21 protein-coding genes are annotated in these 26,443 nt (G+C 72.6%); 5 read left to right on the forward strand and 16 right to left on the reverse strand.

Annotated elements, in window-relative coordinates:
- Position 1: 1 nt before the first annotated feature.
- The gene (gene pdhA, locus ACGFZS_RS09275; RefSeq protein WP_393794587.1) at positions 2-1,204 is read right to left on the reverse strand and encodes a pyruvate dehydrogenase (acetyl-transferring) E1 component subunit alpha; all 1,203 of its coding nucleotides are present in this window, start codon (positions 1,202-1,204) and stop codon (positions 2-4) included.
- 510 nt (positions 1,205-1,714) lie between these two features.
- Here pdhA (ACGFZS_RS09275) and ACGFZS_RS09280 point away from each other — a divergent pair.
- The gene (locus ACGFZS_RS09280) at positions 1,715-2,758 is read left to right on the forward strand and encodes a phosphotransferase (RefSeq protein WP_393794588.1); all 1,044 of its coding nucleotides are present in this window, start codon (positions 1,715-1,717) and stop codon (positions 2,756-2,758) included.
- 52 nt (positions 2,759-2,810) lie between these two features.
- On the opposite strand, the gene ACGFZS_RS09285 is transcribed toward ACGFZS_RS09280, so the two are convergent.
- Positions 2,811-4,397 carry a protein kinase gene (locus tag ACGFZS_RS09285; RefSeq protein WP_393657399.1) on the reverse strand — a complete coding sequence of 529 codons (1,587 nt, stop codon included), beginning with the start codon at positions 4,395-4,397 and terminating at the stop codon, positions 2,811-2,813.
- A gap of 330 nt (positions 4,398-4,727) precedes the next feature.
- Here ACGFZS_RS09285 and ACGFZS_RS09290 point away from each other — a divergent pair, with 330 nt between their 5' ends.
- A complete protein-coding gene (locus ACGFZS_RS09290) occupies positions 4,728-6,371 on the forward strand; it encodes a protein kinase (protein ID WP_393794589.1) in 1,644 nt (547 codons plus the stop codon).
- Between the two features lie 109 nt (positions 6,372-6,480).
- Here ACGFZS_RS09290 and ACGFZS_RS09295 read toward each other — a convergent pair whose 3' ends face one another.
- Positions 6,481-7,023, reverse strand: coding sequence for a bacterial proteasome activator family protein (locus ACGFZS_RS09295; protein ID WP_355714143.1), 543 nt, complete (start codon positions 7,021-7,023; stop codon positions 6,481-6,483).
- Positions 7,024-7,208: 185 nt separating this feature from the next.
- Between ACGFZS_RS09295 and ACGFZS_RS09300 the strand changes: the two genes are divergently transcribed.
- A complete protein-coding gene (locus tag ACGFZS_RS09300; RefSeq protein ID WP_393794590.1) occupies positions 7,209-7,754 on the forward strand; it encodes a hypothetical protein in 546 nt (181 codons plus the stop codon).
- A gap of 77 nt (positions 7,755-7,831) precedes the next feature.
- On the opposite strand, the gene ACGFZS_RS09305 is transcribed toward ACGFZS_RS09300, so the two are convergent.
- The 7 genes from ACGFZS_RS09305 to pdhA (ACGFZS_RS09335) form a co-directional block, all read right to left on the reverse strand.
- The gene (locus ACGFZS_RS09305; RefSeq protein WP_393794591.1) at positions 7,832-8,812 is read right to left on the reverse strand and encodes an NAD(P)H-quinone oxidoreductase; all 981 of its coding nucleotides are present in this window, start codon (positions 8,810-8,812) and stop codon (positions 7,832-7,834) included.
- A gap of 25 nt (positions 8,813-8,837) precedes the next feature.
- Positions 8,838-9,935 carry a potassium channel family protein gene (locus ACGFZS_RS09310; RefSeq protein WP_393794592.1) on the reverse strand — a complete coding sequence of 366 codons (1,098 nt, stop codon included), beginning with the start codon at positions 9,933-9,935 and terminating at the stop codon, positions 8,838-8,840.
- Complete coding sequence (locus tag ACGFZS_RS09315; RefSeq protein WP_393794593.1) at positions 9,932-11,344, reverse strand: molybdopterin molybdotransferase MoeA; 1,413 nt, start codon at positions 11,342-11,344, stop codon at positions 9,932-9,934. The genes ACGFZS_RS09310 and ACGFZS_RS09315 overlap by 4 nt, the downstream gene beginning before the upstream one ends.
- The gene (locus ACGFZS_RS09320; protein ID WP_393794594.1) at positions 11,341-12,297 is read right to left on the reverse strand and encodes an NTP transferase domain-containing protein; all 957 of its coding nucleotides are present in this window, start codon (positions 12,295-12,297) and stop codon (positions 11,341-11,343) included. The genes ACGFZS_RS09315 and ACGFZS_RS09320 overlap by 4 nt, the downstream gene beginning before the upstream one ends.
- Positions 12,298-12,393: 96 nt before the next feature.
- Positions 12,394-13,701, reverse strand: coding sequence for a dihydrolipoamide acetyltransferase family protein (locus ACGFZS_RS09325; RefSeq protein WP_393794595.1), 1,308 nt, complete (start codon positions 13,699-13,701; stop codon positions 12,394-12,396).
- On the reverse strand, positions 13,701-14,705 hold the full coding sequence (locus ACGFZS_RS09330) for an alpha-ketoacid dehydrogenase subunit beta (RefSeq protein ID WP_359211407.1): 1,005 nt from the start codon (positions 14,703-14,705) through the stop codon (positions 13,701-13,703). The genes ACGFZS_RS09325 and ACGFZS_RS09330 overlap by 1 nt, the downstream gene beginning before the upstream one ends.
- Entirely contained in the window at positions 14,705-15,886 is a 1,182-nt protein-coding gene (gene pdhA, locus ACGFZS_RS09335; protein ID WP_393794596.1) for a pyruvate dehydrogenase (acetyl-transferring) E1 component subunit alpha, read from the reverse strand. The genes ACGFZS_RS09330 and pdhA (ACGFZS_RS09335) overlap by 1 nt, the downstream gene beginning before the upstream one ends.
- A gap of 175 nt (positions 15,887-16,061) precedes the next feature.
- Between pdhA (ACGFZS_RS09335) and ACGFZS_RS09340 the strand changes: the two genes are divergently transcribed.
- Positions 16,062-16,565 carry a winged helix-turn-helix transcriptional regulator gene (locus ACGFZS_RS09340; RefSeq protein ID WP_390971779.1) on the forward strand — a complete coding sequence of 168 codons (504 nt, stop codon included), beginning with the start codon at positions 16,062-16,064 and terminating at the stop codon, positions 16,563-16,565.
- Positions 16,566-16,577: 12 nt separating this feature from the next.
- Here ACGFZS_RS09340 and ACGFZS_RS09345 read toward each other — a convergent pair whose 3' ends face one another.
- Both ACGFZS_RS09345 and ACGFZS_RS09350 read right to left on the reverse strand, forming a co-directional pair.
- The gene (locus ACGFZS_RS09345; RefSeq protein WP_365678958.1) at positions 16,578-17,165 is read right to left on the reverse strand and encodes a TetR/AcrR family transcriptional regulator; all 588 of its coding nucleotides are present in this window, start codon (positions 17,163-17,165) and stop codon (positions 16,578-16,580) included.
- Positions 17,162-18,676, reverse strand: coding sequence for a 3-hydroxyacyl-CoA dehydrogenase (locus tag ACGFZS_RS09350; protein ID WP_393794597.1), 1,515 nt, complete (start codon positions 18,674-18,676; stop codon positions 17,162-17,164). The genes ACGFZS_RS09345 and ACGFZS_RS09350 overlap by 4 nt, the downstream gene beginning before the upstream one ends.
- A gap of 148 nt (positions 18,677-18,824) precedes the next feature.
- Between ACGFZS_RS09350 and paaN the strand changes: the two genes are divergently transcribed.
- Positions 18,825-20,516 carry a phenylacetic acid degradation protein PaaN gene (gene paaN / locus ACGFZS_RS09355; protein WP_393794598.1) on the forward strand — a complete coding sequence of 564 codons (1,692 nt, stop codon included), beginning with the start codon at positions 18,825-18,827 and terminating at the stop codon, positions 20,514-20,516.
- A gap of 98 nt (positions 20,517-20,614) precedes the next feature.
- On the opposite strand, the gene ACGFZS_RS09360 is transcribed toward paaN, so the two are convergent.
- From ACGFZS_RS09360 to pepN, 4 genes are all read right to left on the reverse strand, one after another.
- Positions 20,615-21,349, reverse strand: coding sequence for a TrmH family RNA methyltransferase (locus tag ACGFZS_RS09360; protein WP_393794599.1), 735 nt, complete (start codon positions 21,347-21,349; stop codon positions 20,615-20,617).
- Entirely contained in the window at positions 21,346-22,557 is a 1,212-nt protein-coding gene (locus ACGFZS_RS09365) for an HTTM domain-containing protein (RefSeq protein WP_393794600.1), read from the reverse strand. The genes ACGFZS_RS09360 and ACGFZS_RS09365 overlap by 4 nt, the downstream gene beginning before the upstream one ends.
- Entirely contained in the window at positions 22,554-23,336 is a 783-nt protein-coding gene (locus ACGFZS_RS09370) for a DUF5819 family protein (protein WP_393794601.1), read from the reverse strand. The genes ACGFZS_RS09365 and ACGFZS_RS09370 overlap by 4 nt, the downstream gene beginning before the upstream one ends.
- Positions 23,337-23,823: 487 nt before the next feature.
- Positions 23,824-26,259: an aminopeptidase N gene (pepN, locus tag ACGFZS_RS09375; RefSeq protein WP_393794602.1), complete on the reverse strand. Its 2,436-nt coding sequence runs from the start codon at positions 26,257-26,259 to the stop codon at positions 23,824-23,826.
- Positions 26,260-26,443: the final 184 nt, after the last annotated feature.

Consider the following 26,443-nt stretch of genomic DNA (forward strand, 5'->3'; position numbering starts at 1 on the left):
ATCAGGCCCCCTCTACGTCCGCGAACGACGCCTGGTAGGCGGCGAACTGGGCTCGTTCCTCGTCGACGAGCGCGTGCCCGTCCGCGTACACGTTCTCGAAGATGGCGAAGTTGTCCGGGTCCGGCATGGCTCGGACCACTTCGCGCACTCGCCTGCCCAACGCCTCGGACTCGGCCTCGAGTTCCGCGAAAAATCCCTCGTCCGCGTGGTTTGAGGTCTCCAGGTACCGGCGGAGGCGCAGGATCGGGTCCTTGGCCTCCCAGGCCAGCCGCTCCTCGTCGCCCCGGTAGCGGGAGGGGTCGTCGGAGGTGGTGTGGGCGCCCATGCGGTAGGTGTACGCCTCGACGAGCGTCGGGCCCTCGCCGCTGCGGGCGCGCTCCAGCGCCCACTTGGTGACCGCGAGGCAGGCCAGCACGTCGTTGCCGTCGACGCGGACGCCCGGGAAGCCGTAGCCCTGGGCGCGCTGGTAGAGCGGGACGCGGGTCTGCTTCTCGGTCGGCTCGGAGATCGCCCACTGGTTGTTCTGGCAGAAGAACACCACGGGGGCGTTGTAGACCGCGGAGAAGGTGAACGATTCGGCGACGTCGCCCTGGCTGCTCGCGCCGTCGCCGAAGTAGGCGATGACCGCGCTGTCCGCGCCGTCCTTGGCGATGCCCATCGCGTAGCCGGTGGCGTGCAGCGTCTGCGAGCCGATGACGATCGTGTAGAGGTGGAAGTTGTTGCTGTTGGGGTCCCAGCCGCCGTGGTTGACGCCGCGGAACATGCCCAGCAGGTTGGTCGGGTCGACCCCGCGGCACCAGGCGACGCCGTGCTCGCGGTAGGTCGGGAAGACGTAGTCGTCCTCGCGGGTGGCGCGTCCGGAGCCGATCTGGGCGGCCTCCTGGCCGAGCAGGGACGCCCACAGGCCCAGTTCGCCCTGGCGCTGCAGGGCGGTGGCCTCGGCGTCGAAGCGGCGGGTGAGCACCATGTCGCGGTACAGGCCGCGCAGGTCGTCGGGGGTGATCCCGGCGACGTAGGCGTCGTACTCGGCGTTCTTGACCCGCTTGCCCTCGGGGGTCAGCAGCTGCACGAGCTCGGGATCGGTGCTCTTCTTCGTGGTGGTGCGGCTGGTGGTGCGCTTGGTGCCGGTCTTGCTGCCGGTGGTACCGGCCTTGCCTGCGGCGCTGCGTCGCGGGCTGTCCGCGGCACTGCTGTCCACGCTCACGTGTGCTCCTCCGTCGGTCCGGCCCCCGGGGTTGCCGGGTGAACCAGTGCGGCTCACCTGCTTCCGACACCCATGGCACGGGGTGTGTGCCACTCGGCCGGGAACAGGCGTGACAGGTGCCCCGGCGAGCGCCCTGCAACATGCACGTTACCCAGTGCTCCACATTTCTGTGAAACCCCTCCTGACCTGCGATTTTGCTTGGAAATCCAAGTACTTTTTGCTTGGGTTTCCTAGTAAATCGTCGCAGGCCGGAAGGTCGCTGGTCAGAGCCTTGCAGGAGGCCGGAGCAACGGCACGGTATCCCGCCGGGCCACGTCACGGGAAGAGTCCGTGTGCGCGCCCGGCGACACCGAGCGCTCCGCCGGGACCATACGCCCCCGCGCGCGCCCCCGGGCCCATCTTTCGTACTTGCGTTCGCCGCAGTCCATCGCGTGACCGAATGCGACCGTCGGCGACTGCCTGTGACAACCCCCAGCTCACAGCCTCGCCCGGTGCCCTAGCATCTGCCGCGTGCCGCGCTTATGTGTACAACCCCCCGTCTCCCACGCGCCCCCTCTGGGCGCCCTGCTCCGGCTGTACGCCGCCGGTTCCGCGCTCGCCTGCGAGCCCGTCGAACAGGGTCTGCTCAACCGCGGCTACCGCCTCTGCACCACCCGCGGCCACTACTTCCTCAAGCACCACTTCGACCCCGACACCGCCGACCCGGCGGCCATCGAACGCCGCCATCTGGCCACCCAGCGGCTGGCCGCCCTCGGCGTCCCGGTCGCCCCGCCGCTGGCCCACCGCGAGGGCCGTACGGTCGCCGTCGTCGGCGGTCACGCCTACGCGCTGCACCCCTGGATCGACGGCCGGCACCGGCACGGCGGACAGCTCACGCGCGGGGAGTGCGCGCGGCTCGGTGCGCTCCTGGGCGCCGTGCACGCCTGCCTGGAGCGCGTGATGCCCCCCAAGGGGCGCACCCGCCCGGCCACCAGCCCCCACCCCGTGGAGAGCGCCGACCCGGCCGACACCTTCGCCCTCATCGACGACCTGCTCGGCCGGATCAGCGGCCACCACCCCGCCGACGCCTTCGACGAACTCGCCCGCCACCGGCTGCTGGAGCGCCGTGCCCTGCTCGAACAGCACGCCGGCCGGCGTCCGCCGCGCGGTGCCTCGGTGGGCTGGGTGCACGGCGACTTCCACCCGTTCAACCTGCTCTACAAGGGCGACGCCCCGGCCGCGATCGTGGACTGGGACCGGCTGGGCGTGCAGCCCCGCGCGGAGGAGGCCGTACGCGCCGCCGCGATCTTCTTCGTCCGCCCGGCGGGGGCGCTCGATCTACGGAAGGTGCGGGCGTACGCGCGGGCGTACCGGCGCGCGGCCGGGGCCACGCCCTCGGAACTCGCGGCGGCCGTGCACCGGGTGTGGTGGGAACGGCTCAACGACTTCTGGATGCTGCGCTGGCACTACGAGCGCGGCGACAACCGCGCGGACCCCCAGTTCCCGGCCGCCTCGGCGCTCGCCGTGTGGTGGACCGGGGAGTACGACGCGGTGTGCGACGCGTTCGTGACATGACCACGCCGCTTCTCGGACACGCCTCTCAGTTGCCGAAGGGCGTGGCCGTCCTTCAACCGCCGCCCACGCCGGTGCCGGCGATCGAGTTGCCGCCGTCGTCGCCGGTGCCGCCGTCCGTGCCGGTCGTGTCGGACGGCTGCGCGTCCGGGGAGCTCTCGGTGTCGGTCGGCTCCGAGGAGGTCGCGGGGTCGCTCGGCTCGTCGCTCGGCTCGCTGCTCTGCGTCTGGGACTGGGTGTACGTCGGGGTCGAGGACGGCGTGTACCCGTTGTCGTTGCCGGTGCCCGAGCCGCTGGTGTCGGTCTCGGTGTCCGTGGCGGTGTCGCTGGCCTCGTCGGAGGGGCTCGCGCTGGGCGTCTCGTCCTTGGTGGTCTGCGAGGTGGTGGGCGACTCGCTGGTGCCCGCGCCGCCGCCGTCGCCACCGCCGCCGTTCAGCGCCAGCGCGACGCCCGCCGCGATGGCGATCACCGCGAGGACGGCCAGGATCCACAGCTTGCCGCGGCCGCTGCCCCGGTTGCCGTGGCCCTCGAAACCGCCGTCGTCGCCGCCTCCGTAGCCGGACGGCAGGATCGGCTGCGGGATCTGCGTGGTCCCTGAGGCGGCCGTCGGGTGCTGCATCACGGTCGTACCGGCGAACCCGCCCGCCTGGGCGTTGCGGCCGTCGTGCACGGTGACCGGCCCGGTGTTCCAGGTGCCGGTGTGGGCGCCCTGGTCGTAGAGCATCTGCAGGCCGTACTGGACCAGGCCGCGCATCTCCTCGGCGGTCTGGAAACGGTCGTCGGGCTCCTTGGCGAGCGAGCGCATGACCAGGCCGTCCAGCTCCGGCGGGGCGGCGCCCTCGGAGCTCTGGGACGGCGGCACCGGGATGTCCTGGACGTGCTGGTAGACCACCGACAGCGGGGTCTCGCCGATGAACGGGGGCCGCAGCGAGAGGAGTTCGTAGAGCAGGCAGCCGGTGGCGTACAGGTCGGAGCGGTGGTCGACGGCCTTGCCGAGGGCCTGCTCCGGGGAGAGGTACTGGGGCGTGCCCATGACCATGCCGGTCTGCGTCATCGTCGTGGACGCGCCGTGCAGGGCGCGGGCGATGCCGAAGTCCATCACCTTGACCGAACCGGTCTGGGTGATGATCACGTTGGCCGGTTTGATGTCCCGGTGCACGATGCCGTGCTGGTGCGAGTAGGCCAGCGCCTCAAGCACACCGGAGACGATGATCAGGGCCTGCTCGGGGCCCGGCGCCTCCGCGTTGATCAGCAGGTCGCGGATGGTGTGGCCCTCGACCAGCTCCATCACGATGTACGGCACGGACTGGCCGCCGACGACGTCCTCGCCGGAGTCGTACACCGCCACGATCGCATGGTGGTTGAGGCCGGCGACCGACTGTGCCTCGCGGGTGAAACGGGCCTTGGAGACCGGATCCTCGGCGAGGTCGGCGCGGAGCAGCTTCACGGCCACGGTCCGCCCGAGGCGGACGTCCTCGGCCGCGAACACCTCGGCCATGCCGCCCCGCCCGAGCCGATGGGTCAGCCGGTACCGGCCGTCGCCGACCAGTCCCTGGTTGCCCCACATCTCCGGCGCGTCTGACATGCCGCCGCCAGTCGCCTCGGGGTCGGACGGGCCCTGGGCGCTGTGCGTCTGTGCCATCGGTCCTCGCCGTCGTTTCTGCCCGCGGTGCGCGCGGTGTTGTCACGGTCTCCGTCGGCCACGCTACAGCCTCAGCGCAAGCCCCAGGTCCGGGTTCCGTCCCGTGGACGGACCGGCCATCAAACCCGTACCACGCGCCGGCGTGCAAATTCTGTGTACCGGACGTACGGCCGCTGTAACGCTTCCGCGGCTCTTCCTTCGCGTACGGTCACGGAACGGGCACCGCGCTTGACGTGTCAGTGCCCTCGGGCAGACTTGGCCGGGAACTTTCCCAGGAATGGGACATTCGATCAACAAGGGTGCCTGAGTACCCAACGGGGGACGGGGAAAATGAGCCAGGACGGCGCTCACGGCCGTTATACGGGGCGGGCTCTGGCCGGCGGCCGCTACCAGCTGCGCGACCTGCTCGGCGAGGGCGGCATGGCCTCCGTGCACCTGGCGTACGACGCGGTCCTGGACCGTCAGGTCGCGATCAAGACCCTGCACACCGAACTCGGCCGGGAACAGGCCTTCCGCGAGCGCTTCCGCCGCGAGGCCCAGGCAGTGGCCAAGCTCACGCACACCAACATCGTCTCCGTCTTCGACACCGGAGAGGACGCGCTCGACGGCTCCACGATGCCGTACATCGTCATGGAGTACGTCGAGGGCCGTCCGCTCGGCTCGGTGCTGGAGGAGGACATACGGCAGTACGGCGCCATGCCCGCCGACAAGGCGCTGAAGATCACCGCCGATGTGCTGGCCGCGCTGGAGATCAGCCACGAGATGGGGCTGGTCCACCGCGACATCAAGCCCGGCAACGTGATGACGACCAAGCGCGGGGTCGTCAAGGTGATGGACTTCGGCATCGCCCGCGCCATGCAGTCCGGGGTCACCTCGATGACCCAGACCGGCATGGTCGTCGGCACCCCGCAGTACCTCTCCCCCGAACAGGCGCTGGGCCGCGGCGTGGACGCCCGCTCCGACCTCTACTCGGTCGGGATCATGCTGTTCCAGCTGGTCACCGGGCGGCTGCCGTTCGACGCGGACTCGCCGCTGGCGATCGCCTACGCGCATGTCCAGGAGGAGCCGGTCGCGGCCTCCTCGATCAACCGGGCCCTTCCCCCGGCCGTGGACGCGCTGGTCGCCCGCGCGCTGAAGAAGAACCCGAACGAGCGCTTCCCGACCGCCGAGTCCATGCGCGACGAGTGCCTTCGGGTGGCCGCCTCGCTCCAGCCGGCCGCGCCCAGCATCGTCCCGGGCGTCCCGCAGGCACAGAGCGGCTCGGGCGTCGGCTCCGCGGTGTTCCCGCCGGTCGGCCAGGCCACCCCGGCGCCCCCCGGACCGGTCCAGACGCCGTACCAGCCGACCCCGAACCCGTACGGCACCCCGGCCCCCGTCCCCGGCCCCGCTCCGGCCTACGGCTATCCGCAGCAGGCCGGCTACCGGACGCCGCCCGGATACGCCCAGCCCGCGCCGTCGACCCCGCCGCCGTACACGATCACGCCCACGGCCGCTTCCGCCGCCGTCGGCGGTGGGAAGGGCAACCGCCCGGTGGTCGTCGGGGCGATCGCGGTGTCGCTGATCGCGGTGGTCGGGCTGGTCGTCGCCCTGGCGCTGAACAACGGCGGCGGGGGCGACGACGACCAGGCAGGCGGTGGCGGCAGTTCCGCGAGCGCCTCGGCCTCGCACGCCTCGGGCTACCGCGGGCCGGACACCGCGAAGACCGTCGAGAAGACCGAGTGCACCGAGCCGCAGGAGTCGTACGACGACCCGGACAAGATCCAGGTCCCGAACTTCAAGTTCAAGTACATCAAGTCGGTCAAGGAGTGCTTCCAGGCCGCCGGCTGGCAGATGAAGATCGTCGACGTGGACGAGAACACCTACGGCGACGGCACGGTCATGGAGCAGTTCCCGTCCTCGGGCACGGACGTCGACCCGCAGGACATGCCGACCATCGAGCTCAAGGTGTCGACGGGCAACCCGGCCACCGGCTGAGGCGGGTCGCGGTACGCGCGGTAGCAGTAGGAGCGGTAGCGACAGCAGTAGTAAGGGCCCGGCGGTCGTCCGCCGGGCCCTTCGCCGTCTCGGGAGATCTACGGGAGATCTAGAGGTACGGCCCGCCGGAGCGGCCGGCCGGGCCCTGCTCGTCGCCCTCGTGGCCGCCGACGCCCGGCGGCAGCGCGCGCCGCATCTGCTCCAGCTGGGCGCGGGCCGCCATCTGCTGGGCGAACAGGGTCGTCTGGATCCCGTGGAAGAGGCCCTCCAGCCACCCCACCAGCTGGGCCTGCGCGATACGCAGCTCCGCGTCGGAGGGGGTCGAGTTCTCGGTGAACGGCAGCGAGAGGCGCTCCAGCTCCTCCACCAGCTCCGGCGCCAGACCGTCCTCCAGCTCCTTCACGGAGCTGGCGTGGATCTCCTTGAGCCGGACCCGGCTGGCCTCGTCGAGGGGAGCCGCGCGCACCTCCTCCAGAAGCTGCTTGATCATGCTGCCGATCCGCATGACCTTGGCGGGCTGTTCCACCATCTCCGTCACCGGGATCTCGCGGGAGTCCTCGTCCCCGTTGCCGCCACCGAGCGCCATCCCGTCCTGGCCCACGACCAGGATCTGCGGATTCTCGGGGGACCGTTCGTTCCTCGGCATCTCCATGCCGCCATTCTCTCGCACCCGTACACCTCACCACCTTGGTGCCCCCCGTTGAGGCTGATCCACCGCCCGGAGCCGCCCCGGACCGGCCGTAGTCCCATCGGCCGAATCAGAAATGCCGGGTTTGCCGCTGAATGTGAATCTGGAGTACGTCGGCTTGAACGACTGTGCTCCAGGAGGTCACCGACGTGACTCCAAGGCTGCGACCCACCCCCGACCGCCCCGACCGCGCACGGCTCGGGCCGGTCCGGCTGCCGGTCGTCCGGCTGCTGCTGGTCCTCGCGGCGGTCCTGCTGCCGTACGGCACGGCCGTCGCGTACGACCCCGAGCCCCTGCCCTCCGACTCCGCCAGCGCCTCGGTCACCCCCGAGCCGTCCCGGGCCGGAACCCTGGCCGGTGAGGGCAGGCTGCGGCCGGGGCGGCCGCAGGGACCGGCGGTGAAGGTCGAGGGGCAGGACGCGGACGACGACCCCGACGAGCAGGCGGTGACCTCACCGGAGCCGGGGCGGACCGGTGACGAGAGCCCGCCCGCCTCCTCCCGGCCGCCCGCCCAGGAGGCCGACCTGGCTCCCCCCAGCGCGTCCCCGTCGGCCACCGCCCACCAGGCCGTGGCCCACAGCCAGGAGGACGCCTCCGAGCCCGTACTGCACGTCCTCCCGCTGGGCAGCGGCCTGGTCCTGATCGGCCTGGGCCTCGGCCTCGCCTTCGTGGGCCTGCGGGTCCGGCGCGGCTGACAGGTCCGGCGCGGCTGACGGGCCCGGCGCGGCTGACGGGCCCGGCAGGCGCGGCAGGCGCTGACGGGCGCGGCAGGTCAGGAGGCGACGAGCAGGACCTTGCCGATGTGCTCGCTGGCCTCCACCGTCCGCTGGGCCTGCGCGGCCTCGGCCATCGGCAGCTCGCGGTCGACGATCGGGCGGACATGGCCCGCGGCGATCAACGGCCACACATGCTCCCGCGCCGCCGCGACGATGGTCGCCTTCTCGGCGAGCGGACGGGCCCGCAGCGAGGTCGCGCTGATCGCGGCCCGCTTGCCGAGCAGCGCGCCGATGTTCAGCTCGCCCTTGACCCCGCCCTGCAGCCCGATGATCGCGAGCCGCCCGTTGACGGCGAGGGCCCGCACGTTCCGGTCCAGGTACTTGGCGCCCATGTTGTCGAGGATGACGTCGGCGCCGGCGCCGTCGGTGGCCTGCTTCAGCTCGGCGACGAAGTCCTGCTCGCGGTAGTTGACGAGGATGTCCGCGCCGAGCCCGGCGCAGAACTCCAGCTTCTCCTTGGTACCCGCGGTGACCGCGACCCGGGCGCCGACCGCCTTGCCCAGCTGGATCGCCATGGTGCCGATGCCGCTGGAGCCGCCGTGCACGAGCAGCGTCTCCCCGGGGCGCAGATGGGAGATCATGAAGACGTTCGACCAGACCGTGCAGACCACCTCGGGCAGCGCGGCGGCCTGCTTGAGGTCCACGCCCTCGGGCACCGGCAGCAGCTGCCCCGCCGGGACCGCGACCTTCTCGGCGTATCCGCCGCCCGCGAGCAGCGCGCACACCTCGTCGCCGACGGACCAGCCGGAGACACCGGAGCCGAGCGCGATGATCCGCCCGGAGCACTCCAGACCGGGATAGGGGGACGCGCCCGGCGGCGGGTCGTAGAAGCCCTGCCGTTGCATGATGTCGGCGCGGTTGACCGCACTGGCCACCACCTCGACCAGCACCTCGCCCTCGGCCGGCACCGGATCGGGGACCTCGTCCCACACCAGCGCCTCGGGCCCACCAGGTTCGGGAATCGTGATCGCATGCATACGGCCGACGCTACTCCCTGCCTGTTCAGGCCCGGGGCAGCGGGCGAAGGTCGGGCGCGACGTGGTTTCCCGGGGAGGCGCGCACGATGGTGATCAGCCGGTCCGTGAGCTGGATGGTGCCGAGGGCCGGGTCGTCGTAGCCGAGCACCCGGTGGCCGCGGACGACGCTGACCACCAGGTCGGACGTCTCGCGCGGGCTCTTGCCGACCTCGGCCTTGACGGCCGGGCGTTCGACCAGGTCCAGGCCGCTGCCCTGCTGGATGAGGTCCTCCATGACCATGCCGGCGGCCGGGCTGAGCACGGACAGGCCCAGCAGGCGTCCGGCCGCGCTGGCGCTGGTGATGACGGCGTCGGCGCCGGACTGCTTGAGCAGCGGCGCGTTCTCCTCCTCGCGGACCGCGGCCACGATCTTCGCGCCCTTGTTGAGCTGCCGGGCCGTCAGTGTCACCAGCACGGCCGTGTCGTCGCGCTGGGTGGCGATGATGATCTGCCGGGCCCGCTGGACCTCGGCCCGGGTCAGCACCTCGCTGCGGGTCGCGTCACCTATGACACCCGCGTACCCGTCGGAGGTGGCCGCCTCGATCACCTTGGAGCTGGGGTCGACCACCACGACCTGCTCCTTCCTCAGCCCGGTGGCGCAGACGGTCTGGATCGCCGACCGCCCCTTCGTCCCGAACCCGACGACGACGGTGTGATCGCGCAAGGCGGACCTCCAGCGGTTCAGGCGCCATTCCTCCCGGGTGCGTTCGGTGAGGACCTCGAGCGTGGTGCCGACCAGGATGATCAGGAACAGCACGCGCAGTGGCGTGATGACGAAGATGTTGATGAGCCGGGCGCCGTCACTGACCGGGGTGATGTCGCCGTAGCCGGTGGTGGAGAGGGTGACGGTCGCGTAGTAGAAGGCGTCCAGGAGGTCGACGGAGCTGTCCGAGTTGTCGGTGTAGCCCTCGCGGTCGACCCAGACGATCAACGCGGTGGCGACCAGCACCAGCAGGGCCATGGACAGCCGTTTGGCGACCTGGCGGATCGGGCGCTCCACCACCTTCGTCGGGAGCTTCACCCGATGGGTCACCAGATGTTCGCCGGCCTGGCGGGCGATGGCGTCATGGCCCGGAAGTTTCACGTGAAACACACCCCGATCCCGGCGGACGCCCACGGTAGGTCAAGGAGTTCCGTCTCCTCGCCCTGGTGCGCACCGCCCGGCGGTACGACCGCGAGGGCATCGGCGGCGGCGATCCCGCGGAGCATCGCCGGGCCGTTGTAGTGCAGCGGGACGGCGGCGTCACCGCGCAGGACGACCGGGATGAGCCGGGTGTCGTAGGGGTGCCCGTGGGTGCCTTCCGTCAGCGGCAGCGCGTAGGGCTCGGGGGCCGGGCGGGCGGCGAGCGTGCGCAGCAGGGGTTCGGCGAGGGTGAGCAGGCCGGAGACGGCGGCGAGGGGGTTGCCGGGAAGGCCGACGAGGTGCTGGTTCGGCTTGGTGCGGGCCAGCAGCATGGGGTGGCCGGGGCGCACCTTGACGCCGTCGACGAGGAGTTCGGCGCCGAGGCGTTCCAGGGTGGGGTGGACATGGTCGACCGGGCCGGAGGCGGTGCCGCCGGTGGTGACGACGAGGTCGGCCGTCGACGCGTTGACCGCCTTGTACAGGGCCTTGGCGTCGTCGCCGAGCCGGCGTACGGCGGTCACCTCGGCGCCGAGCGCGCGCAGCCAGGGCGGCAGCATCGGGCCGAGCGCGTCCCGGATCAGTCCGTCGTGCGGGAGGCCCTCGGTGAGCAACTCGTCACCCAGGATCAGGACTTCGGCGCGGGGGCGGGGCACGGCGGTGACGGTGTCGTAGCCGGCGGCCGCGGCGAGGCCGAGGACGGCCGGGGTGACCAGGGTCCCGAGGGGCAGCAACTGGTCGCCGCTGCGGCACTCCTGGCCACGCGGGCGGATGTCCTGGCCGTGGACCGTGTCACGGGTGGCGTGCAGCCGGCCCTGGGCGTCGGTGCGGCCGTGCTCGCTGCGCAGCACGGCGGTGGTGTCCGCCGGGATCCGGGCGCCGGTGGCGATCCGGACCGCCTCGCCGTCGGTGAGCGGCTCGGGCTGCGCGTGCCCGGCCAGGACGCCCTCTTCGCGTACGTCCCAGGGGCCGGGACCGGCGACCGCCCAGCCGTCCATCGCGGAGGTGTCGAAGGAGGGCAGGTCGGTCAGCGCGTCCAGCGGAGCGGCCAGGACCAGGCCCAGGGCGTCGGCCAGCGGCACGGAGACGGGGGCGCGGCGGACGCCGGACCGGGCGGCGCGGGCGGCGATCTCGCGGGCCCGGGGCCAGGGGGTGGCCCGGCGGCGGTGGGCCGACGGGGCGCCGGGGGTGTGCTCGCCGTGGCGGTGGCCGACGTGGGTGTGGCCGCCGTGGGGGGTCGGTGCGGCAGCCCCGCCCTCCCGGGGCTCGCGCGGCTCCCTTGGCTCTCTCACGAGGGCGAGCGCCTCCTCGACGTCGAGATCGTCGTCGGTGTCCCCGACGGGCCCGCCGGCCCGGGTACCGGGGGCGGTCACCGGCCGGGCCCGGGCGCTGGGTCTTCGGCGGCGGGGGCGCCGGGAGCCGGGTCGGCGGGGGCGGGCTGCTCGGAAGCGGACTGCTCGGGGGCGGACTGCTCGGGGGCGTTCGCCTCCTCCGCCCAGCGCAGGGCCAGCGCGGCGGCCTTGCGGGCGGCCTCGGCGACCGCCTCGGGGCCGCCCTTGCCCTGTGCGGCCGCGTAGCCGACGAGGAACGTGGTCAGCGGGGCGGCCGGGCGGGCCACACCGTGCGCGGCGTCCCTGGCCACGTCGAGCAGCAGGTGGGTGTCGACCTCCAGGTCGATGCCCAGCTCGTCCTTGACTGCGGAGATCCATTCATCCAACACGTGCCCATGCTCCCTGATGCGTGCCCTGGCGTCGGCGATGTCGTCCCAGGTGTCGCAGTCGAAGGACGCGAGCGGGTCCGGGACACGGGTGAGATTCAGCGCGGCGGTCAGGCGCCGCAGGGGAAGGCCGGTGAGGCCGTCGCCGTTGGCCTCGGCGAGGGCCGACAGCGCGTGCCGGAGTGCGGTCGTGCGGTAGGCCGCCACGAGGGGCTGGTCGCGGCCGTCGGCGTCGGTGAGCAGCGCGCCGTCCGCGCCGGTCGTGTGCAGGGCCGCCAACAGCCGCTGCACCGTCGCCTCTTCGAGGAACGGAAGGTCCGCGGAGAGTACGACCGCGCGGTCGGCGGTGGTGTGGCGCAGGCCGGCGTCGAGGGCGGCGACCGGGCCGCCGCCCGGGGGGTCCTCGCGGGTCCAGTGGACCGGACGGGAGGTGGGGCGGGGAGTCGCGACGACGACGGTCCGCCGTGCGCGGGCGCAGGCCGCGAGGACGCGGTCGAGCAGGGGACGGCCGCCGACCCTGACGGACGGCTTGTCGGCCCCGCCGAGGCGCCTCGCGGCGCCGCCGGCCAACACGATCGCGTCGTAGGGCGGAGGGTCGGTGGCGGTCACCTTTCGAGTATGGGGGGCGTTCTGATCACGGGGAACCGATGGGGGGCGTGGGATGTGCAGGGTGTGGTTGCGTGCGCCCCTGGCGGGGCGCTGCGGCTAGAGCGTCCTGAGAAGGACCGTCGGGTTCTCCACGCAGTCGGCCACGTAGCGAAGGAAGCCGCCCGCTGTGCCGCCGTCGCAGACCCGGTGGTCGAAGGTCAGGGAGAGTTGGACGACCTGTCGGACCGCCAACTCGCCTTCGTGCACCCAGGGCTTGGGCACGATGCGGCCCACGCCCAGCATGGCCGCCTCGGGGTGGTTGATGATCGGGGTGGAGCCGTCGACGCCGAAGACGCCGTAGTTGTTCAGGGTGAAGGTGCCGCCGGTGAGGTCCACGGGGGTGAGGGTGCCGGCGTGGGCGGAGTCGGTCAGGCGGGCGAACTCCGCGGTCAGGGACTCGGCGTCACGGCCGTGGGCGTCGCGGACGACGGGGACGACCAGGCCCCGTTCGGTCTGGGCGGCGAAGCCGAGGTGGACGTGGTCGAGCCGGACGATCTCGCGGGCCTCGACGTCGACGTAGGAGTTCAGCTCGGGGTAGCGGGCCAGGGCGGCCGTGCAGATCCGGGCGAGGAGGGCGAGCAGGGAGATCTTCGGGCCCGCCGCCGCGTTCATCGCGGTGCGGGCGCGCATCAGCTCGGTCGCGTCGGCGTCCACCCAGCAGGTCGCGTCGGGGATCTCCCGGCGGCTGCGGGAGAGCTTGTCGGCGACCGCGCCCCGGATGCCCTTGAGGGGGGTGCGGTTGCCGACCGCCTTGGGAGCGATGGCGGCAGGGGCGGCGGCGCGGGCCGCGCCGACCCGTAGGGCGTCCTCGACGTCGGCGCGCAGGATCAGGCCGTCGGGGCCGGAGCCGGACAGCGCGCGCAGGTCCAGGTCGTTGTCCCGGGCGAGACGGCGGACCAGGGGGGAGATCACCGGGATGGGGCCTTCGGCGAGCGCGATGGGCGGTGTGGGCGGTTGCGCGCGGGGCGCCGTCTGCGCGACGGCGGTGTTCCGGTCCGCCGTGCCGTTGGCCCGCTCCGGGACGGAGGTGCGGACTCGGCGGCGGCGCGCCGGGGGCGCCCCCGTGCCGTAGCCCACCAGCACGTTGCCGGAGCCCTCCGCCTCGGGGACCGGGGTGGCCTCGCCGACGGCGACCGTCAGGAGCGGGGCGCCGACGGGCAGTTCGCTGCCCTCCTCGCCGAAGCGGGCGGTGACCACACCGCCGTAGGGGCAGGGCACCTCGACCATCGCCTTGGCCGTCTCGACCTCGACGACCGGCTGGTCGATCGCGACGACCTCGCCGACCTGGACCAGCCAGGTGACGATCACCGCCTCGGTGAGCCCCTCCCCGAGGTCGGGCAGTTTGAACTCCAGCACCTGTGCCATCAGCCCTCGGCCTCCCACTGCAGACGCGCCACCGCGTCCAGGATGCGGTCCACGCCGGGCAGGTGGTGGCGCTCCAGCATCGGCGGCGGATAAGGGATGTCGAACCCGGCCACGCGCAGCACCGGTGCCTCCAGATGGTGGAAGCAGCGCTCCGTGACCCGGGCCGCGATCTCCCCTCCCGGTCCGCCGAACCCGCCCGACTCGTGTACGACGACCGCTCGCCCGGTGCGCCGAACCGAGGCGCAGACCGTCTCGTCGTCGAACGGCACCAGGGAGCGCAGGTCGACGACTTCCAGGTCCCAGCCCTCCGCCTGGGCGGCCTCGGCGGCTTCGAGGCAGACCGGTACGGACGGGCCGTAGGTGATGAGTGTGGCGCTGCGCCCGGTTCGGCGCACCACCGCGCGGCCGATGGGTTCAACGTCCGTCGGATGCTCGGGGTTCCAGGAGTCCTTGGACCAGTACAGCCGCTTGGGTTCGAGGAAGACCACCGGGTCGTCGGAGGCGATGGCCTGGCGGAGGAGTCCGTAGGCGTCGGCGACGGTGGCGGGGGTGAGGACGTGCAGGCCGGGGGTGGCCATGTAGTAGGCCTCGGAGGAGTCGCTGTGGTGCTCGACGCCGCCGATGCCGCCGCCGTAGGGGATCCGGACGGTGATCGGCAGGGGCATCCGGCCCCGGGTGCGGTTGCGCATCCGGGAGACATGGCTGATGAGCTGCTCGAAGGCGGGGTAGGCGAAGGCGTCGAACTGCATCTCCACGACCGGGCGCAGTCCGTACATCGCCATGCCGACGGCGGTGCCGAGGATGCCGGCCTCGGCGAGGGGGGTGTCGGTGCAGCGGGTCTCGCCGAACTCCTTGGCGAGACCGTCGGTGACCCGGAAGACGCCGCCGAGGGTGCCGACGTCCTCGCCCAGGACGTGCACGGCGGGGTCGGCGGCCATCGCGTCGCGCATCGCGCGGGTGAGCGCCTGCGCCATCGTGGCGGGTTTGACGGCGACGGTCGTCATCAGTGGCCGCCTTCCCGGTGGTCGTCCTGCTCGGCGTCCTGTTCGGCGCCCTGTTCGGCGCCCTGTTCGGCGTCCAGTTCGGCCCGCAGCAGGGCGCGCTGTTCGCGCAGCTGGGAGGTGGTCTCGGCGTACACCTGGTCGAAGAGGTCCATGGGGTCGAGCTCGGGGTCGCGGTTCATGCGCTCGCGCAGGTCCGCGGCCATCGTCTCGGCGTCCTCGCGCGCGTCGCGGACGGTGTCCTCGTCGAGCAGCCCGCGGTCGGTCAACTCGCGCTCCAGGAGCAGGATCGGGTCGTGGTCGCGCCAGGCGTCGACCTCGGCGTCGCCGCGGTAGCGGGTGGCGTCGTCGGCGTTGGTGTGGGCCTCTATGCGGTAGGTCACCGCCTCGACCAGGGTGGGGCCGCCGCCCTCGCGCGCGCGTCGTACGGCGTCGGTGAGGACCTGGTGCACGGCGACCGCGTCGTTGCCGTCGACCAGGCGGCCCGGCATGCCGTATCCGACGGCCTTGTGGGCCAGGGAGGGGGCGGCGGTCTGCTTGGCGAGCGGGACGGAGATGGCGAAGCCGTTGTTCTGGACCAGGAAGACGACCGGGGCCTGCCAGACGGCGGCGAAGTTCAGCGCCTCGTGGAAGTCGCCCTCGCTGGTGCCGCCGTCGCCGACCATGGCGAGCGCGACCACGTCGTCGCCCAGGAGGCGGGCCGCGTGGGCGAGGCCGACGGCGTGCGGGAGCTGGGTGGCGAGCGGGGTGGAGAGGGGGGCCACGCGGTGGGCGTGGGGGTCGTAGCCGGTGTGCCAGTCGCCGCGCAGCAGAGTGAGCGCCTCGACGGGGTCCACGCCCCGGGCGACGACGGCGAGGGTGTCGCGGTAGCTGGGGAAGAGCCAGTCGCGTTCTTCGAGGGCGAGCGCGGCGGCGACCTCGCAGGCTTCCTGGCCGGTGCTGGACGGGTAGACGGCGAGGCGGCCCTGCTTGGTGAGGGCGGTCGCCTGGGCGTTGTACCTGCGGCCGCGGACGAGCTGGGCGTACAGCCGGCGCAGCAGCTCGGGGTCGGCCTTGGCGGCCGTCTCCGTTCCGAGGACGCGGTACGGGCGCTCGTCGGGCAGCAGTGGCGCGGGGTCCGTCCGGGGCTGCCAGGCGGGCGGCGGAGAAGGGCGGTATGCGCCCCGCTGCTCCATGACCGTCATGACGGCACCTCCTCATGGGGGTGGCTACGGGAGACGGATCGCCTGTGACCCGTCCCACCTACCGATTGTTCGGTCGTTGGCACATTTTGGCTACAGGCGGCATCAGGCTGTGGACAAACGGTTCTCCACAGCCTGGAATGAACGCAGTACGTCCATGACAGGAAGGCGGGGGGACATGGCACCTGAACAAATGGCCGAAGGCCCGCAGGACCGGGCGGCGCTGCCGCCCGCCCGCCCGCTGGACGCCATTGATCAGGACATCCTCCAGATCCTCCAGGCGGACGGCCGGGCGTCGATACGGTCGGTCGCCGAACGCGTCCATGTCTCGCGCGCCAACGCCTACGCGCGTATCAACCGTCTCATCGAGGACGGGGTGATCCGCGGTTTCGGCGCCCGGGTGGACCATGAGCGGGCGGGCCAGGGCACCTCGGCGTACATCACGCTGAAGATCGTCCAGAACACCTGGCGCACGGTCCGCGAGCAGCTCCGCCAGCTGCCCGGCGCCTCCCACATCGCGCTGGTGGGCGGCGACTTCGACGTGCTGCTCCTTGTGCACACGCCCGACAACCGGGCGCTGCGCGAGCTGGTGCTGACCCGGCTCCAGGCCATCCCCGAGGTGCTCAGCAGCCGCACACTGCTGGTCTTCGAGGAAGAGGACCTGGAACCGGGCGACAACTGACGTCAGGTGACGTCAGGCCGCGCGCAGACCGGAGAAGACCAGCCGGACGACCGCGTCGGCGACCTCGCGCTCGCTCGCGCCGCGTCCGTCCGGGCGGTACCACTCCACGATCGAGTTGACCATGCCGAAGACCAGCCGGGTGGCCAGCCGCACCTCGACATCGCCCCGTATGTCGCCCTCGGCGGCGGCCGCCTTCAGCAGGTCGGCCACCCGGTGGTCGAAGTCGCGGCGCCGCTCCAGCGCCCACCGCTCGGTGCCGGTGTTGCCGCGCACCCGCAGCAGCAGCGTCACATACGGCAGTTCGGTGATCAGCACCTCGACCATGCGCCGTACGACGTGCTCCAGGCGGTCGGCGGCGGGGCCGGTGCGCGCGTGCTCCTCGTCGAGGATCCCGAACAGGCCGTCCAGCGCCCGGCTGACCGCGCGGCGCAGCAGTTCCTCCTTGCCGGCGACGTGGTGGTAGATCGACGACTTGGAGATGCCGGCCGCCTTGGAGAGGTGCTCCATGGAGGTGCCGTCGTAGCCGCGCTCGTTGAAGACCTGGACGGCCACCGAGAGCAGGGTCTCGGGGGTGTAGGTGTCGCGCTTGGCGGTGGTCATGAGGCGCCCTCCCGCTTCTCGGTGGCGTAGGCGTGGCGGTAGAGCGCGAGGGAGGGCGCGTAGCGGCCGCTCGGATCGCGCAGGTGCAGGTCGTCGAGGAGGTCGTAGGCGAAGTCGCGGCCGAGGCGGCGGCTCCACTCGAAGGGGCCGAGCGGGTAGTTGACGCCCAGGCGCATCGCGGTGTCGATGTCCTCCTCGGTGGCGACGCCCTTGGCGACGGCGTCGTGCGCGAGGTCGACGATCCGGGCGACCGTGCGGGCGACGATCATGCCGGGGACGTCACCGATGACGCTGACCTGCTTGCCGAGCGCCTGGAAGAGACCGACGGCCTCGCTCAGGGTCTGGGGCAGGGTGTCGTGGCCCGCGGAGAGGGCGATGCGGGTGGCGCGGCGGTAGTCGAGGGCGAGGTCGAAGTAGACGACGTCCCGGAACTCGACGGAGGTCTGGCCGTCCGCGAGGACCAGCTGGCCGCCGCTGGGCAGCACCAGGCGGGTGCCGTGGTCCTCGTCCTCCTCGCGGACCTGGATGCCCGCCTCGCGGATCAGCGCGAGCAGCTCGGCGGCCGGGCCCAGGGTGCCCTCGGCGACGACATAGGGCGGCCGGTCGGCCGGCTCGGCGGTGTGCGGCTCGGGGCGCTCCTCGCCGTCCTCGTAGTCGTACCAGCCGTGGCCGGTCTTGCGGCCGAGGCGGCCGGACTCGACGAGCCGCCGCTGGGCCAGGGAGGGCGCGAAGCGGACGTCCTGGAAGAACGCCTGCCACACGGAGTGCGTGACGGACTCGTTGACGTCCTGGCCGATCAGGTCGGTCAGTTCGAAGGCGCCCATCTTGAAGCCGCCGCACTCGCGCAGCACCGCGTCGATGGTGGCCGGGTCGGCGGCCTGCGCCTCGTAGACCGCGAACGCCTCGGCGTAGAAGGGCCGCGCGATGCGGTTGACGATGAAACCGGGGGTGTCCGCGCTGGCGACCGGCGTCTTGCCCCAGGACCGGGCGGTCTCGTACGCGCGCGTGGCCGAGGTGACGTCGGTGGCGAACCCGGAGACCACCTCGACCAGCGGCAGCAGCGGGGCGGGGTTGAAGAAGTGCAGGCCCACGAGGCGGGAGGCGGCGCGCAGGCCGCCGCCGATGGCGGTGACCGAGAGGGAGGAGGTGTTGGTGGCGAGCAGACAGTCCTCGTCGACGATGTCTTCCAGGGCCCGGAACAGCTCCTGCTTGGCCTCCAGCCGCTCCACGACGGCCTCGACGACCAGTGCGCAGTCCGCGAGCCCGGTGAGTTCTTCGGCGGGCAGCAGCCGCGCGCGGGCCGCGTCCCGGGCGGCGGCCGTCATCCGGCCCTTCTCCACGAGCCGGTCGAGACGGGCGCCGATCGACGCGGCCGCGTCTTCGGCCCGCCCGGGGACGGTGTCGTACAGCCGTACGGGGTGGCCCGCCACGAGTGCGACCTGGGCGATGCCCTGGCCCATGGTGCCGGTGCCGACGACGCCCACGGGGCTGCTGAGGTCGAGTGCTGTCATGTGCGCGATCCTCCCGCACGGGGTTTTCCACAGATGCGGCAGGCCCCCTTGTCCCGACCGATCGTTCGGTTACTCTAACTCTGTCCGGCCGTTTCCGCCCAGGTCATGAGCTCGAAGGGGAGCTCATCAGACGAGGAGTTGGTCCCGCATGACCGCCGAACTCACCGTGCACGAGCTGATCGCCACGCACCGGCCCACGCTTGACCAGGCGCTTGAGGCGATCCGCACGCGCGCGTACTGGTCCCCCCACCCCGAGCACCCCAAGGCCTACGGCGAGCACGGCAGCCTGGACGCGGCGGCCGGCAAGGCCGCCTTCGACGCCCTTCTCGGCAACCGCCTCGACCTCGGCCAGCCCGGCACCGACGACTGGGTCGGCGGCGAGCTCTCGCCGTACGGCATCGAACTGGGCGTGACCTACCCGCACGCCGACGTCGACACACTGCTGCCGGCCATGAAGGCGGGGCAGCGCGCGTGGCGCGACGCGGGCGCGGAGGCGCGCGCGGTGGTCTGCCTGGAGATCCTCAAGCGGATCAGCGACCGCACGCACGAGTTCGCGCACGCGGTCATGCACACCAGCGGTCAGGCGTTCATGATGGCGTTCCAGGCGGGCGGCCCGCACGCCCAGGACCGCGGTCTGGAAGCAGTGGCGTACGCCTACGTGGAGCAGGTCCGCACCCCCGACACGGCCGAGTGGACCAAGCCGCAGGGCAAGCGCGACCCGCTCGCGCTGAGCAAGGCCTTCAAGCCGGTCCCGCGCGGCATCGCGCTGGTCATCGGCTGCAACACGTTCCCCACGTGGAACGGCTATCCGGGCCTGTTCGCCTCCCTGGCCACCGGCAACGCGGTCCTGGTCAAGCCGCACCCGCGCGCGGTGCTCCCGCTCGCCCTCACCGTCCAGGTGGCCCGCCAGGTCCTCGCCGAGGCCGGCTTCGACCCGAACCTGGTGGCGCTGACGGCGGAGCGGCCCGGCGAGGGCATCGCCAGGACGCTGGCGACCCGCCCCGAGATCAGGATCATCGACTACACCGGCTCCACCGCCTTCGGCGACTGGCTGGAGGCCAACGCCCGGCAGGCGCAGGTCTACACGGAGAAGGCCGGCGTCAACACGGTGCTGGTCGAGTCGACCGACAACTACCAGGGCATGCTCTCCAACCTGGCCTTCTCGCTGTCCCTGTACAGCGGCCAGATGTGCACCACCCCGCAGAACCTGCTGATCCCCCGCGACGGCATCCGCACGGAGGAGGGACCCCGGTCGTACGACGAGGTGGTCGCCGACCTCGCCCGCGCGGTCGACGGTCTGCTCGGCGACGACGCCCGCGCGAACGCGCTCCTCGGCGCGATCGTCAACCCCGACGTCAAGGCCCGCCTGGAGGCCGCCGCCGGGCTCGGCGAGGTCGCCCTCGCCTCCCGGGAGATCGCCAACCCGGAGTTCCCGGACGCGGTCGTGCGGACCCCGGTGATCGTCAAGCTGGACGGGGCCAAGCCGGACGACGAGGCCGCGTACATGAGCGAGTGCTTCGGCCCGGTCTCCTTCGCCGTCGCCGTCGACTCGGCCGCCGACGCCACGGAACTGCTGCGGCGGACGGTGCGGGACAAGGGCGCGATGACCGTCGGGGCGTACACGGTCGACGCCGACGTGGAGCGCGCCGTCGAGGAGGTCTGCCTGGAGGAGGCGGCGCAGCTGTCGCTGAACCTGGTGGGCGGGGTGTACGTCAACCAGACGGCGGCCTTCTCCGACTTCCACGGGTCGGGCGGCAACCCGGCGGCGAACGCCGCGCTGTGCGACGGGGCGTTCGTGGCGAACCGGTTCCGGGTGATCGAGGTACGCAGGGAGGCATAGCCGTTGGGGGTGGCTGGTCGCCGTGGAGAGCTGCGGGTGCGTGGGGGCTGGTCGCGCCCCCGCGGCGGCAGTCGCATATCAATGACAGCCCCGCGCCCCTACGGGGCGCTCCAGTGAAACAGGGTCATAGCCACGCTCGTCGCCAGGTTGTAGCTGCTCACCTGGGGGCGCATCGGCAGCCGGAGGAGATGGTCGGCACGCGCGCGCAGGTCTGGCGAGAGGCCCGTCCGCTCCGAGCCGAAGGCGAGGACGGCGTCGTCCGGAAGCTTGGTGCCGCGGATGTCCTCGCCCTCCGGGTCCAGGGCGAACACCGGGCCCGGCGGCAGTTCGGGGACCGTCAGGCGCTCGACCGCCGTGGCGAAGTGGAGGCCCGCGCCGCCCCGTACGACCGTGGGGTGCCAGGGGTCGAGGGTGCCGGTGGTGATGACGCCCGTCGTTCCGAAGCCCGCGGCCAGGCGGATCACGGCGCCCGCGTTGCCGAGGTTGCGGGGTTCGTCGAGGACGACGATCGGGGCGGTGCGCGGGAGGTGGGCCAGGGCGCGGAGGTTGGCCTCGCGGGACGGTCGTAGGGCCAGGGCGGCCACGGCCGTGGGGTGGGGCCGGGGGACGAGGGACGCGTAGGTCTCCGGCGGCACCTCCGTCAGCAGCGCGGCCAGCGCCTCCCGTACGTCCGGCGCCAGTTCGTCGGCCAGGGCCAGCGTCGCCGCGCGGTCCGTGGTGACCGCCACCGGCACCTCCGCGCCGAAGCGCAGGGCGTGCTTGAGGGCGTGGAAGCCGTCGAGCAGGACGGCGGAGCCGGCCCGCCGCGCCCAGTGGTCCAGGGGGTCGGTCATGCCCCGAAGCCTACGCGGGGCTGTTCGTCGGCCTCGGGGGAGCGCGGCACGGGCAGCGGCGGGTCGTCGCGGCGCAGGACACGGTCGCGTGCGCGGGCCGCCCAGCCGCCCAGCCGGTGCAGGAACGAGGTGGGCAGGAAGACCGAGTCCGCCGTGATCATGGCAAGGGAGAAGAAGGGCAGGCCGAGGACGATCGCGATCACCGCGTGCTCGGTCATCATCGCGGCCAGCAGCACGTTCTTGACCCGCCGGTTGAACAGCGTGAACGGGAAGGCGACCTGCACGATGACCGTCCCGTAGGTCACCAGCATCACCAGGGTGCCGTTGGCGGACAGCAGGTCGGCGAGGGCCGGCCAGGGCGAGAAGTAGTCCAGGTGGAGCGGGTAGTAGACGGCGGTGCCGTCCTGCCAGCGGGAGCCCTGGATCTTGTACCAGCCGGCGGTGGCGTAGATCAGACATGCCTCGGCCATGATCACGAACAGGGCGCCGTTGTGCAGGATGTTCGCGATGACGTCCAGCAGGATCCGGGGCTCGGCCGTGCGTGCCCGGCGGCCCACCGCCCACCACAGGGCGACACCCGCCCAGGTCGCCCAGAGCAGAGCCGGGATCAGCCAGCCGCCGCCCGTGCGGCCGGTGAGGGCCGCCACGGTCAGCACCAGTCCGGACACCGCCCACAGCGCGGGGCCGGCCCGGTCGGGGGCCACCGGCTCGCCGCGCGCGCGTGCCGCGTCCGCGCGGGCCGCCCGGCGCGCGTCCAGGGACCACACCTGGCCGCAGCGGGTGAACACCAGGTAGATGGACATCAGGTGCAGCACGTTGTCGCCGCCGTCGCCCATGAAGACGCTGCGGTTCTGCAGGGACAGCACCCCGACCATGAACATCAGGGACGTGGCGCGGGTGCGCCAGCCCACCAGCAGCAGCGCGCTGGACAGGACGGCCAGGAAGTAGAAGACCTCGAAGAACACCTGGCTGTCGGAGGACATCAGCGCCGTGAAGGCGTGGTTGTCCGATGTCAGCTGCTGGGCGAGGTCGAAGCTCCAGGTGCCGTCGGGGCCGTACATCTCCTGGCGGTGCGGGTACTCGCGCAGCAGGAACAGCAGCCAGGTGGCGGCGAAGCCGATGCGCACGACGGCCGTCTGGTACGGGCCGAGCGCCGACCCCGTGACCCGGGCGATGGCGCGGGACACGCACAGGGCGAAACGGCTCACCGCACACCCCCGTTCGCCTCGTCCGCGGTGACCGTCCACCAGGGCAGCTCCCGGTAGGCGGGGACGTCGGAGACCTTCTCACCGCTCCAGTCCGGCGGGGGCACGTTGGTGGTGCTGGAGCGCACCTGGACGCGTTCGATGGTGCCCTTCTCACTGGTCGCGTCCTGCTGGTACATGCGCATCACGACGATCCGGCGCAGGTACTGCTCGGACAGGGAGCCGCGCAGGCCCATCGGACGGTTGTCGGTGCCGTGCGTGCTGACGAAGAAGTCCCAGGCCCGGCGGAGCTCGTTCTGCACGGTGTGGCTCGGCAGCAGACTGCCGTCGATCTCCTTGCCGTCCTGGACCGACAGGTCGTTCCAGCCGGTGGTGGTCGTGGTGCCGTCCTGCATCATCACGTCGGCGCGCACCTGCACGGCGATGTTCTGCTGCAGGGGGTTGGGCGCGAAGAGCTTCCAGTTCTGCTCGAACTCCGGGTACACCCACTCCTCGATCGCCTTGCCGTGCTGCTTCGTCACGGTGTTCGCCGGCGCGACGCTCAGGAACACCATTCCGAGGTGGACACAGGCGGCGACCGCGACCAGGGCCAGGGCCAGGGCCGCGCCGACCTGGTAGCGGGGGGAGAGGGCGGCGACGCCGGTACGGGGGACGGGCGGCGGCGGGCCGACGGGCTCGCCGAGGACATGGGGGTCCACGGGGTCAGCGGGGTGGTCCGGACGCGTCCCGACCGGGCCCTGCGGCCCCTGCCGGGCGTCCGAGTCCCCGTCGTACGCGTCCATGCCGCCCCGTTCCCCGATTCCGCCAGGTCGTCCGGTCGGCCGATCCGGGACCGCCCGGTGTGCCGCTGCCCGGCACTCGCACGGAACGGTACTCAGCACCGGCCGTCGAGCGCAGCCCCGTGGCGGAGCCCGAGAACGTGGTCATCACCACTCCGGCCGGTGCGGGCGGCCCTCCCGGTCCGGGGCACCGGAGCCCTCCGGCCGAGGTCGGCGCAGGTCGTACGGCCTTCGGGCGGGGTCCGCCGGACCCGCATCGCGAGTTGTCCACAGGGCGCGGCGGAGGTTTTCCACAGCGGTTGATCCGCCGCCCCGGCCCGGCGACCATGGAATCACGCGAACCGAACGATCGGTTGAGGGGGGGTGGTGTCGGTGACGGAGTCCGAGACCGGAGGGATCGCGTGGGGCCGCCGCGGGCGAGGGGGTCGCGGGCGAAGAGGGGGAGCCGGGCTCGGCCGCTGAGCCGGCGCGGGTCTCCCCCTCCCCGGGGTCAGGCGCCCGCGGCCCGGGCGCCGAGCATGCGCAGGACGGCGTCCGAGCGCTCCAGGAGGTTGTTGCGGACCACGGGGGCCACGTCCTGGGCGGCCCGCCGGGCCTCCTCGACGAACTCGGGCCCGATCCCGTACGGCGGGAAGAGCTGGGAGGTGTACACCATCGCCGGGATCATGCCGCCCTGCTCCAGCTGGGGAATCGCGTCCAGGTAGCGCTCGGCGTAGGGGGCCAGCAGGGCGTCCTGGCCGGGGCGCCAGAAGGCGGCCGCCACCGGGCCGACCGACTGGACGGGCACCGTGCGGTCCACGACCAGCCGCTGCCAGGTCTCCGCCTTCGCGTCCGGATCGGGCAGGGCGGCCCGGACGGTGAGGGCGCGGACCCAGGCGTCGGGGTCGGGGTCGCGGTCGAGCAGGGCGGCGGACTCGGCGGTGACGTCGGCGCCGAGTTCGGCCTCGCGGGTCAGCGCGCGCCAGCGCAGGTCGACGTCGTCACCGGCCTGCTCGCGCAGCCAGGCGAGGTCCTCGGCGCCGGTCGCGGTGCGGGCGAGGCCGCGCAGGGCGACCTGGCGGCGGCCCGGGTCGGCGGCGAGCCGGCGGCAGACGGCGGCGACGGCCTCGGTCAGCGCGGGGCGCTCGGCGGCCGGGGCCCAGAGCTCGGCGATGTTGGTGACGAGGGTCAGGTAGGGCTCGATCACGGCGTCGGACGTCTCGGCCGCCAGCAGCTCGGTGAGGCTCCGTCCGGCCTCGGCAGCCGTGGCCTCGCCCGCCGTGAGCATGTCCCAGACGGTGGCGGCGGCCACGCCCCGGGAGATGGCGGTGGGCAGCCGGGACGCCGTGCGGAAGAGCGTGTCCCGGGTGGCGGGGTCCGGGCGAGTGGTGGCGAAGGTGAGGTCGTCGTCGTTGATCAGAAGGAGGTCGGCAGTGGCGGGAAGGCCGGTGACCGGGGTGCGGGGCTCGGTCACCTCGACGCGGACCAGGGCGGTGCGCTCCAGGGCGTCGCCGGCGCGGTCGTACGCGCCGACGGCCAGGACCTGCGGGCGCGGGGTGCCGTCGGCGACCAGGGTGACGGTGTCGCCGTCCTGCTCCAGGGTGAAGCGGTCGGTGCCGGCGGTCTCCAGCCAGGCCTTGCGCCAGGTGGCCAGGTCGCGGTCGCCGGCCTCGGCGAGGGCGTCGGTCAGGTCCTGGAGGGTGGTGGTGCCCCAGGCGTGGCGGGCGAAGTAGGCGGCCATGCCGGTCCGGAAACGGTCCTCGCCCACATAGGTCATGAGCTGCTGGAGGACGGAGGCGCCCTTGGGGTAGGTGATGTTGTCGAAGATCGACGCGGCCTGGGCCACGTCGTGGATGGGCTGGTGGATCGGGTGCGAGACCGGGCCCTGGTCGGAGAGGTAGGCCTTGAGCTTGCCGCCCGCGAGATGGCTCGCCCAGGCGTCGGTGTAGCGGGTGGCGTCCTCGGCGGCCCAGTGGCAGGCGAACTCGGCGAAGGCCTCGTTCAGCCAGAGGTCGTCCCACCAGCGCATGGTGACGATGTTGCCGAACCACATGTGCGCCATCTCGTGCAGCAGCACCAGCGCGAGCAGCTCACGCTCCGCGTGGGTCGGCGTGGCCCGCCGCAGGAAACCGTCCGACCAGGTCACACAGCCGTAGTTCTCCATCGCGCCGCCGAACTCCGGCATGAACACCTGGTCGTACCTGCGCTGCGGGAACGGCATCGCGAAGGCCTCGGCGAAGAAGGCGAGGCCCTGGGAGGTGAGGGTGAAGATCTCGTCGGCGTCGCGTTCCAGGATCTCGGCGAGCGAGCGACGGGCGTAGATGCCGAGGTCGTGGCCGTCGGCCTCGCGGCGGATCTCGTGGAAGGGGCCCGCGTTGACGACCGTGTTGTACACGGACAGCGGCGGGGTGTCCGGGAAGGCCCAGCTGCGGGCGGCGCCCTGCTCCTCGACGCGGGCGTCACCGGAGTTGCTGAGGACGGTCCAGGCGGCCGGGGCGGTGACCGTGAAGGCGTGCGGCGCCTTGAGGTCGGGCTGGTCGAAGCAGGCCCAGACGAAGCGGGCCTCGTCGGGTTCGAAGCTGGTCCAGACGTACACCTCGCCGTCGGCGGGGTCGACGGCCTTGTGCACGCCCTCGCCGGTGGCGGTGTCGGCCTGGACGCTCTCGACGCGCAGCACGTTGTGCGCGGCCAGGCCGGGCAGCGGGATCCGGCCGTCGCCGGAGGGGGTGAGGGGGGTGCCGTTCAGGGTGGCGGCGCGGACCTCGGCCGCGCAGTCGACGAAGGTCTCCGCGCCCGGCTCCCGGCAGGTGAAGGTCACCGTGGAGACACAGCGGACCTCCGGTCCCGCCGACAGGGCGGTGAGGTCGATGTCCACGTCGTACCGCTCGACCGCGATCAGTGCGGACCGGCGTTCGGCTTCCGTGCGGGTCAGGCTTCGGATCCCCATGTGTCCTCCCTCGTGTGTCCGTCCCCCATCGGCAGACAGCGGGCGTCAGCCTACGACGGAAAGAGCTGGTGATCGCAGATGTTTTCGGTTCCCTTCTTCTAGAACCTGTTCTATCTTGACGGCCCGTCAGATCGACCGTCGGGTCGGCTGTCGGATCGACCGTCAGATCACCGGATCCGCCGGA

This window comes from Streptomyces sp. NPDC048288, assembly GCF_043201555.1.
GTDB lineage: Bacteria > Actinomycetota > Actinomycetes > Streptomycetales > Streptomycetaceae > Streptomyces.

Bases quoted from the DNA above. Each gene is read 5' to 3' on its own strand.
- ACGFZS_RS09285 (WP_393657399.1), bottom strand. From the start codon at position 4,397: ATGGCACAGACGCACAGCGCCCAGGGCCCGTCCGACCCCGAGGCGACT.
- ACGFZS_RS09290 (WP_393794589.1), top strand. From the start codon at position 4,728: ATGAGCCAGGACGGCGCTCACGGCCGTTATACGGGGCGGGCTCTGGCC.
- ACGFZS_RS09295 (WP_355714143.1), bottom strand. From the start codon at position 7,023: ATGGAGATGCCGAGGAACGAACGGTCCCCCGAGAATCCGCAGATCCTG.
- ACGFZS_RS09305 (WP_393794591.1), bottom strand. From the start codon at position 8,812: ATGCATGCGATCACGATTCCCGAACCTGGTGGGCCCGAGGCGCTGGTG.
- ACGFZS_RS09325 (WP_393794595.1), bottom strand. From the start codon at position 13,701: ATGGCACAGGTGCTGGAGTTCAAACTGCCCGACCTCGGGGAGGGGCTC.
- ACGFZS_RS09330 (WP_359211407.1), bottom strand. From the start codon at position 14,705: ATGACGACCGTCGCCGTCAAACCCGCCACGATGGCGCAGGCGCTCACC.
- pdhA (WP_393794596.1), bottom strand. From the start codon at position 15,886: ATGACGGTCATGGAGCAGCGGGGCGCATACCGCCCTTCTCCGCCGCCC.
- ACGFZS_RS09340 (WP_390971779.1), top strand. From the start codon at position 16,062: ATGGCACCTGAACAAATGGCCGAAGGCCCGCAGGACCGGGCGGCGCTG.
- ACGFZS_RS09345 (WP_365678958.1), bottom strand. From the start codon at position 17,165: ATGACCACCGCCAAGCGCGACACCTACACCCCCGAGACCCTGCTCTCG.
- ACGFZS_RS09350 (WP_393794597.1), bottom strand. From the start codon at position 18,676: ATGACAGCACTCGACCTCAGCAGCCCCGTGGGCGTCGTCGGCACCGGC.
- paaN (WP_393794598.1), top strand. From the start codon at position 18,825: ATGACCGCCGAACTCACCGTGCACGAGCTGATCGCCACGCACCGGCCC.
- ACGFZS_RS09360 (WP_393794599.1), bottom strand. From the start codon at position 21,349: ATGACCGACCCCCTGGACCACTGGGCGCGGCGGGCCGGCTCCGCCGTC.
- ACGFZS_RS09370 (WP_393794601.1), bottom strand. From the start codon at position 23,336: ATGGACGCGTACGACGGGGACTCGGACGCCCGGCAGGGGCCGCAGGGC.
- pepN (WP_393794602.1), bottom strand. From the start codon at position 26,259: ATGGGGATCCGAAGCCTGACCCGCACGGAAGCCGAACGCCGGTCCGCA.